Here is a 12,537-nt window from a genome sequence, read left to right as displayed (position 1 = left end):
TCTTTTCGTCAGTCGCCCTTCAGCAGGCTCTCATCCGGCACAGCCGTATGGGATTCATAGGCCCGGACAATGCGCGCCACCATCGGGTGACGGACAACGTCCACATCCTTGAACCGCACAACGGACACGCCTTCCACATCCGTGAGGATCTGCAGGGCTTCCACGAGGCCAGACTTCACGCCGCGCGGCAAGTCCACCTGGCTCGGGTCGCCGGTCACAATCATGCGACCGTTTTCGCCAAGGCGCGTCAGGAACATTTTCATCTGCATCGTCGTCGTGTTCTGGGCTTCGTCCAGAATGACGGCGGCATTGGCAAGCGTGCGGCCGCGCATGAAAGCCAGAGGTGCAATTTCGATGACGCCCGCCTGAATGGCGCGCTCCACCTTGTCTCCGGGCATCATGTCATACAGCGCGTCATAAAGCGGGCGGAGATAGGGATCGACCTTCTCCTTCATGTCACCAGGCAGGAAGCCCAGGCGCTCACCCGCTTCAACGGCGGGACGCGAAAGGATGATGCGATCGACCGCGCCACGCTCCAGAAGCTGCGCGGCATGCGCCACGGCCAGATAGGTCTTGCCCGTGCCGGCGGGGCCAACACCGAAAACGAGCTCGGATTGTTCCAAGGCGCGCATATAGACGTCCTGCGTGGGCGTCCGCGCCGAAATGGTTTTCTTGCGCGTGGAAATCTGCGCCATGGAAATCTTCGCCTTGCGCTCCATGGTCGGCAGCGTCAGCTGGTCGTCCGCTGCGACGGCCATGCGGATCGCCCCCTCGACGTCAGAAAGCTCGACGGCGCCACCCTTCAGCAAACGCTCGTAAAGGAAATCAAGCGCGCGGCGGGCCTGATTGGTGGAGACCACATCGCCGGTGATGGCGACTGAATTTCCACGGGGACGAGCGTCGATATTGAGGCGCTGCTCCAGAAGCTTCAGGTTCTGATCGAACTGACCGAATAGCTCTCCTGCTATCCTGTTATTCTCGAACGTGAGGACGAAGTGATTGGCGTCGGTCGCGGCTTGGCGTGGCTGGCGCGATGAATTTGATACCAATTCGTGTGCGTTCAAGCGGTCAGGCTCCTGTCCCAATCAGTGTCGGCTCCCCACTCTAACTCTCTGCCACCTCGGCAAACAAGCTGTTTGGACCCGTTGCGGTGATTCGTACATTAACAATGTCACCGATTTTCAAAGTCTTTGCATCAAGATTCACGGATTGCAGCCACGGAGAACGACCTATCAACTGCTCAGTCATGCGGCCGGGCTTTTCCAGCAGCACATCCATGGTCTTTCCGACCAGCGATTCGGCAAATTCCTTCTGTTGCCGCAGCAAGAGAGCCTGCAATCTTTCCAGCCGCTCGGCCTTCACGTCTTCTGCAACCTGGTCCGTGAGGTCGGCCCCCGGCGTGCCGGGACGGGTGGAGTATTTGAACGAGAAGGCCTGCGCGTACTTCACGGTTTCGACCATCGCCATCGTATCTTCGAAATCGCGATCCGTCTCGCCGGGGAAACCGACAATAAAGTCTCCAGACATGGCAATATCAGGGCGGGCGGCGCGGATTTTTTCAATAAGCTGGATATATTCCTCGCCCGTATGGCGACGGTTCATCGCTTTCAGAATTCGGTCCGAACCGGACTGAACCGGCAGATGCAGATAGGGCATCAGGATGCGCAGGTCGCGATGGGCGCCGATCAGGCGATCGTCCATGTCGCGCGGATGGCTGGTAGTGTAGCGAAGCCTCGCAAGGCCCGGAATTTCCGCCAGCCGGTAAAGCAGTTCGGCAAGGCCCCATTTTTCGCCCTTCGGGCCTTCGCCCTGCCAGGCGTTGACGTTCTGGCCGAGCAGCGTGATCTCACGCACGCCGGCATCGACAAGCTTCATCGCCTCATCAACAATCTGGCGCACGGGACGGGAAACCTCCGAACCGCGCGTATAGGGGACGACACAGAAGGTACAGAACTTGTCGCAACCTTCCTGCACGGTCAAAAAAGCCGTAACACCACGCGTTCGCAGCGTGGATTTCTCGGCAACCGGCAGGTGTTCGAACTTGTCCTCCACCGCGTATTCGGTCTCGATGACGCGCTCGCCTCCACGTACCCGTTTCAGTGCTTCCGGCAGGCGGTGATAGGTCTGCGGGCCGATGACGACATCCACGGCGGGCGCCCGGCGAAGGATTTCCTCGCCTTCCGCCTGCGCCACGCAGCCGGCAACGCCGATCATGAATTCCCGACCCTGCTCTTCGCGCGACTTTTTCATGTCCCGCAGGCGGCCAAGCGCGGAGTAGACCTTTTCCGCCGCCTTTTCGCGAATGTGACAGGTATTCAGCAGAACCAGGTCTGCCTCGCCCATATCCTCCGTCTGGACATAACCGTCCTTCGCCAGCGCATCGCTCATGCGGACGGAATCGTAGACGTTCATCTGACAGCCATAAGTCTTGATGAAGACCTTTCTGCTGTTTGCCCCATCGCGCGCGATGGATGCGGGCTGGCTGTTCGAACCCTCGCGGGCGATCATGGGTGGGGCGTCAAGGCCAAGCGTTTCCTGGGTCATGGCGGCTATCTAGTGTTTTTCACGGCCAGATTAAACAGAAAAATGCCGGAAAAGCTACGATCTCACGAATTCCGCCAGCCGCCGCGCAGGCTGAAGGCCAGCATTGAGCGGATGGAGGCGGCGATATCGGTCGCCAGTCGCTTGCGGTTGTCGGTGCTGTGGAACGGGACGCTGTCACCAAATGTCACGTCGACATCGATGGCGCCCGCTTTGATGATGCCGAGCAGATGCGGCACGAGCGTGATGCTGCCCGGCCAGGCGGCGATGACGCGATGGTAGCGCCCCATCGCCATGCCATGCAGCCGCGTATAGGCGATGGCGACCGGCTGGACATAAACAAGCTTGCCCGGTACCTGTTCTGCGGCGGTGGACGCCGCACCGAAGAGGGAGGATTTAACGGCCAGCATGCGGTTTCCATCCGAGGTGGTTCCTTCGGGAAAGAGGACAACGATCTCGCCATCGGCCATGCGGCTGGCGATCTCGCTCACCTGCATGCCGGTGCTGCGTTTCTGCTCGCGTTGAACGAAGATGCTTTTCTGCAGCCGCGCGAGCCAGCCGAAAACCGGCCAGTCGCGCACCTCGGTCTTGGCGATGAACACCACGTCGGCAATGCTGCCCAAAACGAGGATGTCTTTCCATGAGGCGTGATTGACCGCGAGCATTAAGGGCTTTGCCCGCTCCACTTCCCCGTGGACATGCACGCGTATGCCGAGAACATGGCAGGCGATACGATGCCAGAGGCGGGGAATGCGGCGGCGGAGCCGCCAGTCGAAGGCAAGGCCCAGCAGTTGAAGTGGCAGCAAAACAAGCGTGACGATCAGGAGTACGACCGCAATATAGGCTGTCCGCAGCCACATCATGATGGGAACGCCCGCTTGTTCACCGGCGTCTCAGTGTTCGCCAGGCTTCAATGGCACGCCGTAAAGTTCCAACCGGTGATCCACGAGCCTGAAGCCGTGTTCGCGGGCGATCTTCTCCTGCAGAGCTTCGATCTCGGCCGAGTGAAATTCAATGACGACGCCATTCTTCAGGTCGATCAGGTGATCGTGATGCTCTTCAGGCACAGTCTCGTAGCGTGAACGGCCGTCGCGAAAATCGTGACGCTCGATGATGCCGGCATCCTCGAACAGCTTCACCGTTCTATAGACGGTGGAAATCGAGATGCGCGGGTCCACGGCGGAGGAACGGCGGTAAAGCTCCTCGACATCTGGATGGTCGGCCGATTCCTGAAGGACGCGGGCGATGACACGGCGTTGATCGGTCATCCGCATACCGCGTTCGGCACAAAGCTCCTCCAGCGTTTTCGAAAGGTCTGTCACGTCTTATGGCCTTTTGAGAATTCCGGTTTGCGGCTTTCGCCGAAAAAATGCCTGTCGCAGGGAACTAGCGAAGATCGCGGCGCATGACAAGCGCCGTCGACTTCGTTCCATCCTTGGCGGTGTAATAGGCCTTGCGTTCCGCGACGGTTTTGAACCCGAGCTTCCTGTAAAGACCCAGAGCGGACGCGTTGTTATTATCAACTTCAAGGAACATGGTTTCTGCGCCGCGCATCATCGCCTCGCGGATGGCCGACTGCATCAAACGCCAGCCGAGACCCGCACGTGCGAACTTGTCGGCAACGGCCACGGTCAGGATTTCAGCTTCGCCCGCCACTTCCCTCGCCAGCACGAATCCACCGAGCGGCTTGCTGAAAAAGGCGTTTGTCTGCCGGGCAACGGCACCGAAAACCGATCCCTGCGTCAGCAGTCCCGAAAACTCCCCGTCGTTCCACGGGCGCGGAAAGCGCAGTGAATGCAGTTCCGCAACCGCGGCGCAATCCTCATGCTGCATCGGCACGATCTCGAAATAGGGCTTCCAGCTTAGATATTCGTCAAACATAACAGGAATCGGGAATCAGAAACATGCACTCATGCATGCCGTATCAGGCAACGTCCTGACGTGCCAGCGCAAAACCGGTTTGTGGCCGGGCATCCGGCCCACGCAGATAAAGCGGTGCCGGTTTCGCCTGCCCTTCCGGCTTGCGCGCGCCAGCACGGGCAACGGAGGCAATCGGAAAGTGGTCCGGCCCGGACCCGCTTTCCTCTCCTGCAAACAGCGGCGCGGCGGAGCCGATGACGGAACCATTAAAACCGGAAAGAACACTCTTGGCGTCATCCAGAGACAGAAGCGCCGCCTCGTTGAGTGGTAATCCGTCCATGCCGAATGTCTGGAGATAGGTTTCGCCACGCTTGGCATCCAGACCGACCGCCACTGGCCGGTCGGGGTTTTGCAGCAGATGATGCAGGGCGAGCGTTTCAAGCGTGGTGACGCCGACGGCCTCGACGCCGAGCGACAGGGCGAAACCGCGCGCCGCGGCAACACCGACCCGGATGCCCGTGAAGGACCCGGGGCCGATGGTCACGGCAATACGCCCGACATTCCGCAGCGACAGTTGCGCCTGCTCCAGAGCCCCATCGATCACGGCCATCAGCCTTTCGGCATGGCCCTTGCCAATTGTTTCGCAGACTTCTCCAAGCACCCTGTCTGAGGTGCTGTCATAGATACAGGCGGAACAGTCCACACCTGCGGTGTCGAGTGCGAGAACAATCATGATCTGGCTTTACAGCATTATACCGCTTCGACTTCGCGCACTTCCGGCACGAAATGGCGAAGCAGATTCTGAACACCATGCTTCAGCGTGGCGGTGGAGGATGGGCAGCCCGAGCACGCGCCCTTCATGTTCAGGAACACAGTGCCGTCGCGGAAGCCGCGGAAGGTGATGTCGCCGCCGTCCTGCGCCACGGCGGGACGGACGCGGGTTTCCAGCAGTTCCTTGATGGTGGCGACGATGGTTTCATCACCCTCTTCGAAGAACTCGCCTTCCTCATCCGATACTTCGGCCGCAATGGCAGTGCCCATGATCGGGCGGCCGGACATGAAGTGTTCCATGATCGCGCCCAGAATGGCGGGCTTCAGGTGCTGCCATTCCGCGCCGTCCTTGGTGACGGTGATGAAATCGAAACCGAAATAAACGCCGGTCACACCCGGTATCATGAAGAGGCGCTCTGCCAGCGGCGAAGCTTGGGCCTGCGACGGGTTGAGGAACTCCACCGTTCCGCTTTCGAGCACGACCTTGCCCGGCAAGAACTTCAGCGTTGTCGGGTTCGGCGTGGCTTCCGTCTGAATGAACATCATCTGTCTCCTTCGAGGTCGCCGTTCACGCCCCGCAATTTAGAATTCTTCCAAAAAATACGCCCGGCGAAGCTACACTTCAAGCCCTGACATGATAATTACATTCAAGAAATCGTCAGGCCCTGAATCTCGCCCGAAACCGGATCAGCAGAGAGCGTCGATTTCCTCATCGGACAAAGTATCCGGCAACACGGTGACGGGGATCGGGAAGGCTGCCCCTCGCCCGGCGATGGAGGAAACGAGCGGTCCCGGACCTTCCTTCGTCGATCCCGCCGCCAGAACGAGAATGGCGATATCGCGGTCTTCCTCGATCAGCCCGTGGATCTGCTCGGTGGCGCTGCCTTCGCGGATCACCGCTTCCGGCTCGATGCCGATCGTCTCGCGCACCTTCTGGGCGATCTTGGAAAGCGTGGCTTCCGCCTCCTCGCGCGCCTCGGCCCGCATGATCTGCTCGACGCCAAGCCATTGCTGGAAATCGCCTTCCGGGATCATGTAAAGCAGCACCAGTCCGCCATTAGAGTTCTTGGCGCGACGACCGGCATAGTGCACAGCCCTCTCGCATTCCGGCGTGTCATCGATAACTGCAAGAAACTTGCGCCGATGCCCTTCCAGACGCGACAGCCGTTTTGAAACCATTCTGCACTCCCTAGGTCCGCCGTGATCCGTAAACCGCCCGACGGTTCGGGCGGAGATTATATCAAATCACGACAGGCGCAAACCGCCCGACGCATTCGAGCAGAAGCGACCTGTCAGCGCAGGAAGCCGATGATGTCGCGCACCTCGTTCATGGTCTTTTCGGCAATGGCGCCCGCCCGTTCGCCGCCCTGCTTGAGGATTGCGTCGATGTGGGTCGGGTCATCGAGAAGGCGACGCATCTCATTGTTGACGGGGGCCAGCACATTCACCGCGAGCTCGACCAGGGCCGGCTTGAAAGCCGAGAACTGTTGTCCGCCAAATTCGGAAAGAACGTCGGCCTTTGTCTTGTCGGAAAGCGCGGCATAGATGCCAACGAGGTTGTCGGCCTCGGGGCGACCTTTGAGGCCTTCCACTTCGCTCGGCAGCGCATCAGGATCGGTCTTTGCCTTCTTGATCTTCTTCGAGATGGCATCGACATCATCCATCAGGTTGATGCGCGACAGATCGGACGGGTCGGACTTCGACATCTTCTTGGTGCCGTCCTTCAACGACATCACGCGCGGGGCCGGACCGCCGATCAACGGCTCCACCATCGGGAAATAGGCGTGTACCGGCTCATCGCCGACCGTTATATCGAGCCCGAGGCCCGCCTTGCGGATATGGTCGCTGAAATCGATGTTGAATTTCTGGGCGATGTCGCGGGCGAGTTCCAGATGCTGTTTCTGGTCGTCACCAACAGGAACATGGGTGGCACGATAAACGAGAATGTCGGCAGCCATCAGGCTCGGATACGCAAGGAGGCCGAGCGACACCTGTTCGGCATTCTTGCCGGACTTGTCCTTGAACTGCGTCATCCGCTCCATCCAGCCGATGCGCGCCACGCAGTTGAACACCCAGGCCAGTTCCGCATGCTGCGGCACGGCCGACTGGTTGAAGACGATATGCTTCACCGGATCAATGCCCGAGGCGATGAAGGCGGCCGCGATAGAGCGGGTCTGCGCCTTCAGGTCCGAGTGAACGAGCTGGGCGGTGATGGCGTGCATGTCGACGACGCAATAGATGCAATCATTATCTTCCTGCAGCGCCACGAATTTGCGGATCGCGCCGAGATAATTGCCGAGATGCAGATTGCCGGTCGGCTGGACGCCCGAGAAAACCAGCGGCTTGAATGCGTTCATTGTCGTCCTCGAAAAGGCTTGTGGAGGGCCCCGCCCCGTGATTGGAATTGCACGCGCGCTTATGCACCCGCAGCCCCTCGCAATCAAGCGCTTTCAGGGCCTGTCAGCCGCGCGGCTCCAGAAGATCCCAACGATTTCCATAGGGATCGACAAAGACCGCAACGGAACCGTAAACCTCATGGCGAGGCTGTTCCAGAAAGCGCACGCCGCGGGCAAGCATCGTCTCATAATCGCGTTGGAAATTGTCGGTATGCAGGAAAAATCCGACACGGCCGCCGGTCTGGTTGCCGATGGCAAGGCGCTGCTCTTCACCATCGGCCTCGGCGAGCAGAAGGGCGCCACCGTCAGCGCCCCGCGGCTTGACCACCAGCCACCTCTTGCCGTCGTCCAGTGGCTGATCGGAGAGGCACTCGAAGCCTAGAACATCACAATAAAACGCCTTCGCCCGATCATAATCATCAACCACGAGGGTAACGAGGGTGATGCGGCGGTTTTCAGCAAAGGACATCAGCCAGCCTCCGTCTCGACGTTCTTTTTTCCGCGCTTGCGGACGGCCCGCTTCACCATGCCGATGTCGGCACCTCCAGACACGAAAGCCAGGACGAAATAAACCAGCATGGCGACAAAGACGAGGCCCATGATCGTGCCGGCCCGCACGAAAATGGACGAGGCGGAAGACAGCTCGAAGGTCAGCCACGTCAGCGCATAATGCACAAATACGGCCATCAGTGCCGCGGCCAGGAGCAGGCGCGGGATACGGGTGAGTAGCGGAATATCCAGGTGCCAGTGACCGCGCCACAAAAGCATGCCGAACAGCAGGGCGGCATTCACCCAGCCGGCGGTGATTTCGGCAATGGCAATGCCCGGGCCGCCAAGACGCGGGAAAAGCGTCAGTGCCAGCGAGACGTTCACGACAACCGAAATCGCCGCGAAAATCATTGGCGTGCGGGTATCCTCGCGCGCGAAAAAGCCCGGAATAAAGGCCTTGATGAGCACGAAAGCCGGCAGGCCCAGACCGTAGATGCCAAGAATTTGCGCAACGGTGAAGGTGGCCGAGGGCGAGAAATTGCCGCGCTCGTAAAGGAAACGAACGATGGGTTCGGCCATGACGAGAAGAGCGGCCGCAGCGGGCAGGGTCAGGAACAGCACGAACTCGACCGAGCGGTTCTGCAGGCTTCCGGCCTCCACCATATGGCCGCCGCGCAGCGCCCGCGCCAGTTCCGGCAGGAGCACCGTGGCAACAGCAATGCCGACGACGCCGAGCGGCAGTTGATAGATTCGGTCCGCATAGGCAAGCGAGGATATGACGCCCTCGCCGCCGGAAGCGATGTTGGTGTTGATGAGCAGATTGATCTGGGTAATGCCGCCGGTGATGGCTGCCGGCAGGGCAAGGACCAGAAGACGCTGCACGTTCTTGGTCAGCCGTGGTCTGCGGAAACCAATGCGCATGCCGGCATTGCGCACCGCAATCCAGACGATGGCGAGCTGCACAAGACCTGCCACCATAACGCCCCATGAGAGCGCGTAACCGACCTGGAGCGGATCGTAATTTTTCCACCATGCCAGCGCGAGCACGCCGATGAGAATGATGTTGAGGAAAACGGGAGCAATCGCAGCCGCGAAATAACGGTGCAGAGAGTTCAGCATGCCGCCCATCATCGCCGCCAGCGACATGCAGGCGAGATAGGGGAACATGATGGTGGCAAGGTGGATGGTGTTTTCGAACTTCACCGGGTCATCGACGAAACCGGGAGCAATCACCGTGCGCACGATGAAAGGCATCGACAGTTCCATCAGGATCGTCAAGGCCAGCAGCACCGTGAACAGGACGCCGAAGACCTCTTCCGAAAAGCGCCTTGCGCCTTCCATGCCATTCGCTTCGATTTCCTTGGCGAAAAGCGGCACGAAGGCAGAGTTGAATGCACCCTCGGCGAAAAGCCGCCGGAAGGTATTGGGAAAGCGGAAAGCGGCGTTGAAAGCATCCGCCACCGGCCCGGTGCCGACGGCGGCTGCCATCAGCGTTTCGCGCAGGAAGCCGAAGATGCGGCTGCCGAGCGTGGCTGTGCCGACTGTGGCGAACTTGCCGATGAGACTCATGGGACTTTCAAGCCTTTGCCGTGCGCGCGGCCGGCAGCGCCGCCACGTCTGGATGGGCGATGATGCCGTTTGGCATGCGGTCGCGCAATTCGTCTTCCTGCTCGCTCATGACCGCCTTCAAACGTTGCGCGATGCTGGCCTGCCGGTTGTCGTTCGTCACCTTCTGACCGAAGAGATCAGTGACGTAGAAGGTATCGATGACTTTTTCACCAAATGTCGTGATGCGGGCGGAGTGAATGTCGAGTGACAGGTCGGCGATGACAGCCGTCATGTCGGCCAGAAGCCCCGGCCGGTCGAGGCACTCGACCTCGATGACGGTGAACTTGTTGGACAAGCCATTCGAGATCGTCACCGAAGGCGGAATGGTGAAGGCGCTCTTTTTCTTCCGGCTCTTGGTGCGCGTGGCGATCATTTCCGGCAGGCGCTGCTTGCCGGAGAGAACTTCCTCGATCAGTTTGCCGACATTGTTGCCACGCCGCGTCTCGTCCTCGTCGATCGGAAATTCGCGGTTGATGAGGATCGTATCGAGCGCCCGCCCGTCTGAGGTGGTGAAAATCTGCGCATCGGCAATGTTGGCGCCGGCCGCGGCGCAGGCGCCGGTTATGATCGAAAGCAGGCGCGGATGGTCGGGCGCCAGAACGGTGATTTCCGTGATGGCGTGGAAGGAATGGGTGCGCACCATGGTCGAGAGCGCCTTTTCCTGCTTGTCCGCCTCGCGGATGAAGCGGGTGTGTCGCACCTGATCTTCCAGCGCCACCGTCAGGAGATAAGGCTCGTAATGCAGCTTGGTGTATTTGCGCCGCGCCTTCTGGCCCCAGTCATCAAGGGCGTCGTAGAGCGCCTGCCGGGCAATCTGTGCGCGCTCCTTGCGCGAAACTTCCGAGAAACCGCCGGAGAGAAGCAGTTCCGTCTCATAATAGAGCGAACGTAGCAGCTGTCCCTTCCAGCCATTCCACACACCCGGACCGACAGCCCTGATATCGCAGACGGTCAGGATGAGCAGCATCTTCAGCCGCTCCATGGATTGCACCTTGTCGGCAAAATCGGTGATGGTCTTGCGGTCGTGCAGGTCGCGCGTCTGGGCAACCATGGACATCAGAAGATGCTGCTCGATAAGCCAAACGACGGTTTCGGTCTGCTTGCCGGTGAGACGGAAGCGCTGGCAGAGCTTGCGGGCGACGCGGGCACCGGCGATCGAATGATCTTCCTGCCGGCCCTTGGCGACATCGTGGAGCAGCACCGCCACATAAAGCGCCTCGCGTTCCTCGACGCCGGGCATCAACTGATTGGCGAGCGGATGGGCATCGACAGCCGTTCCCTTATCCACTTCCGACAGCACGCCGACAGAACGAATGAGATGCTCGTCTACCGTATAATGATGATACATGTTGAACTGCATCATCGCGACGATCTTGCCGAATTCGGGGATGAATTTGCCGAGCACGCCGGCCTCGTTCATGCGCCGTAATGTCAGCGCCGGATCGCGCCGCGAGGTGAGGATCGACAGGAAAAGCCGGTTTGCTTCCTCGTTTTCCCGAAGCTCGTCATTGATGAGCGAAAGCGAACGGGTGACCACGCGCAAGGCATCGGGGTGCAGTTCGAGATTGTTGATATCGGCGATATGGAAGAGCCGGATGAGATTGACCGGATCGTTCTTGAACACATCAGGCTTCGCGAGCGCGATGCGCCCCCGGTCCTCGACGAATTCCACCGAGCCAGGGATTTTACGCACGCGATGGGCAAAACGGCTGAGCACGCCGGAAAGGCCCGGCACGTCCTTCGCCTGCCTGTCTTCCAGCCCGGCGCAGACGATGCGGGTCAGATCGCCGACATCCTTCGCCACGAGGAAATAGTGCTTCATGAAGCGCTCGACGGCGGAAAGGCCGGGGCGCGGCTGATAGTTCAGCGCATCGGCAATTTCGCGCTGAATATCGAAGGAAAGGCGTTCTTCCGCCTTGCCGGTGATGAAATGCATCTGGCAACGGACGGCCCAGAGAAAATCATCGGCCTTTTCGAACAGTTTCAGTTCGGATCTCGACAGGACACCGAGCTTCACCAGATCGGCCGTGTCGCGAACGTGATAATAATATTTGGCAATCCAGAACAGCGTGTGCAGGTCACGCAGGCCGCCCTTACCTTCCTTGACGTTCGGCTCCACCAGATAACGCGTATCGCCGGCCTTGCGGTGGCGCTGGTCACGCTCGGCGAGCTTGGCGGCGATGAATTCCGGGCCAGTTCCGGTGACGACTTCTGACTCGAAGCGTTTTTCGAGATCGTCGGTCAGGGATTTCTTGCCGCAGATCGCCCGCACTTCCAAAATAGCGGTGCGGATCGTCATGTCGGATTTGGAAAGCCGAATGCATTCATCCACGGTGCGGGTGGCGTGGCCGACCTTGAAGCCGAGATCCCAGAGGAGATAGAGCACGAACTCCACGGCCTTGTGCATGTCAGGCGTGTTCTTGGTGGGAAGCAGGAACAGGAGGTCGATATCCGATCCCGGCGCCAGCGTGCCGCGTCCATAACCGCCAACCGCGGCGACAGCGATCTGCGGCGCATCTTTCGGATAGACGTATTGGCAAGAGAGATCATAGAGCGTTTCGATCAGCCGATCCTGGAGCCAGGAGATGCGACGGGCGCAATCAATACCGCTGCCATCGGCTTTGAGCAGTTCCCTGGCCTTTTCCCGGCCTTCCGTACTGGCCTTGCGGAAGATCGGCAGTAAATCGGACTTGATATCGGCTATGCGTTTGCCGTCTTCCCTGAAGATGATGTCACAGTCGCGCTTCAGCGCCGATACATCGAGAATGTCGGAAAAATCCAGGTCCTTGATGGCCATCTATGCCGTTATCCATGTCCTGTGGGAAACCCCCACCGCTTGCGTTGGGAGTGTCCTATAAAGAGTTTCAGAGGC

At 59.7% G+C, this 12,537-nt stretch carries 12 protein-coding genes; all 12 read right to left on the bottom strand.

Annotated elements, in window-relative coordinates; translation table 11 throughout:
* Positions 1-8: 8 nt before the first annotated feature.
* A complete protein-coding gene (locus HQN82_RS00165) occupies positions 9-1,064 on the bottom strand; it encodes a PhoH family protein (RefSeq protein ID WP_004439610.1) in 1,056 nt (351 codons plus the stop codon).
* Between the two features lie 40 nt (positions 1,065-1,104).
* The gene (miaB, locus tag HQN82_RS00160; RefSeq protein ID WP_022555517.1) at positions 1,105-2,544 is read right to left on the bottom strand and encodes a tRNA (N6-isopentenyl adenosine(37)-C2)-methylthiotransferase MiaB; all 1,440 of its coding nucleotides are present in this window, start codon (positions 2,542-2,544) and stop codon (positions 1,105-1,107) included.
* Positions 2,545-2,606: 62 nt separating this feature from the next.
* Positions 2,607-3,404, bottom strand: a complete 798-nt coding sequence (olsA, locus tag HQN82_RS00155) for a lyso-ornithine lipid O-acyltransferase (protein WP_006698906.1) — start codon at positions 3,402-3,404, stop codon at positions 2,607-2,609.
* Positions 3,405-3,434: 30 nt separating this feature from the next.
* The gene (locus tag HQN82_RS00150; RefSeq protein ID WP_004439602.1) at positions 3,435-3,863 is read right to left on the bottom strand and encodes a Fur family transcriptional regulator; all 429 of its coding nucleotides are present in this window, start codon (positions 3,861-3,863) and stop codon (positions 3,435-3,437) included.
* A 64-nt stretch (positions 3,864-3,927) separates the two neighbouring features.
* Positions 3,928-4,422 (bottom strand): GNAT family N-acetyltransferase, encoded by a 495-nt coding sequence (locus HQN82_RS00145; protein ID WP_072493877.1) that lies wholly within the window; start codon positions 4,420-4,422, stop codon positions 3,928-3,930.
* 43 nt (positions 4,423-4,465) lie between these two features.
* Positions 4,466-5,134, bottom strand: a complete 669-nt coding sequence (gene tsaB, locus HQN82_RS00140) for a tRNA (adenosine(37)-N6)-threonylcarbamoyltransferase complex dimerization subunit type 1 TsaB (protein ID WP_112766091.1) — start codon at positions 5,132-5,134, stop codon at positions 4,466-4,468.
* A 17-nt stretch (positions 5,135-5,151) separates the two neighbouring features.
* Positions 5,152-5,715: a NifU family protein gene (locus HQN82_RS00135; RefSeq protein ID WP_006698903.1), complete on the bottom strand. Its 564-nt coding sequence runs from the start codon at positions 5,713-5,715 to the stop codon at positions 5,152-5,154.
* Positions 5,716-5,859: 144 nt separating this feature from the next.
* Entirely contained in the window at positions 5,860-6,351 is a 492-nt protein-coding gene (locus HQN82_RS00130) for a universal stress protein (protein ID WP_112766090.1), read from the bottom strand.
* Positions 6,352-6,464: 113 nt separating this feature from the next.
* A complete protein-coding gene (gene trpS, locus HQN82_RS00125) occupies positions 6,465-7,529 on the bottom strand; it encodes a tryptophan--tRNA ligase (protein WP_004439588.1) in 1,065 nt (354 codons plus the stop codon).
* Positions 7,530-7,632: 103 nt separating this feature from the next.
* Positions 7,633-8,037, bottom strand: coding sequence for a VOC family protein (locus tag HQN82_RS00120; RefSeq protein WP_112766089.1), 405 nt, complete (start codon positions 8,035-8,037; stop codon positions 7,633-7,635).
* Positions 8,037-9,626 (bottom strand): murein biosynthesis integral membrane protein MurJ, encoded by a 1,590-nt coding sequence (murJ, locus tag HQN82_RS00115; protein ID WP_112766088.1) that lies wholly within the window; start codon positions 9,624-9,626, stop codon positions 8,037-8,039. Before murJ ends, HQN82_RS00120 begins: the two co-directional genes overlap by 1 nt.
* Positions 9,627-9,633: 7 nt before the next feature.
* Positions 9,634-12,462, bottom strand: coding sequence for a [protein-PII] uridylyltransferase (locus tag HQN82_RS00110; RefSeq protein WP_045532960.1), 2,829 nt, complete (start codon positions 12,460-12,462; stop codon positions 9,634-9,636).
* Positions 12,463-12,537: the final 75 nt, after the last annotated feature.

It is taken from the genome of Agrobacterium pusense (assembly GCF_013285525.1).
GTDB lineage: Bacteria > Pseudomonadota > Alphaproteobacteria > Rhizobiales > Rhizobiaceae > Agrobacterium > Agrobacterium pusense.
Note: the sequence above shows the minus strand (reverse complement) of the source record. Positions and strands in the feature narration are given on the sequence as shown.

Bases quoted from the DNA above. Each gene is read 5' to 3' on its own strand.
- miaB (WP_022555517.1), bottom strand. From the start codon at position 2,544: ATGACCCAGGAAACGCTTGGCCTTGACGCCCCACCCATGATCGCCCGC.
- olsA (WP_006698906.1), bottom strand. From the start codon at position 3,404: ATGATGTGGCTGCGGACAGCCTATATTGCGGTCGTACTCCTGATCGTC.
- HQN82_RS00145 (WP_072493877.1), bottom strand. From the start codon at position 4,422: ATGTTTGACGAATATCTAAGCTGGAAGCCCTATTTCGAGATCGTGCCG.
- tsaB (WP_112766091.1), bottom strand. From the start codon at position 5,134: ATGATTGTTCTCGCACTCGACACCGCAGGTGTGGACTGTTCCGCCTGT.
- HQN82_RS00135 (WP_006698903.1), bottom strand. From the start codon at position 5,715: ATGTTCATTCAGACGGAAGCCACGCCGAACCCGACAACGCTGAAGTTC.
- HQN82_RS00130 (WP_112766090.1), bottom strand. From the start codon at position 6,351: ATGGTTTCAAAACGGCTGTCGCGTCTGGAAGGGCATCGGCGCAAGTTT.
- trpS (WP_004439588.1), bottom strand. From the start codon at position 7,529: ATGAACGCATTCAAGCCGCTGGTTTTCTCGGGCGTCCAGCCGACCGGC.
- HQN82_RS00120 (WP_112766089.1), bottom strand. From the start codon at position 8,037: ATGTCCTTTGCTGAAAACCGCCGCATCACCCTCGTTACCCTCGTGGTT.
- murJ (WP_112766088.1), bottom strand. From the start codon at position 9,626: ATGAGTCTCATCGGCAAGTTCGCCACAGTCGGCACAGCCACGCTCGGC.
- HQN82_RS00110 (WP_045532960.1), bottom strand. From the start codon at position 12,462: ATGGCCATCAAGGACCTGGATTTTTCCGACATTCTCGATGTATCGGCG.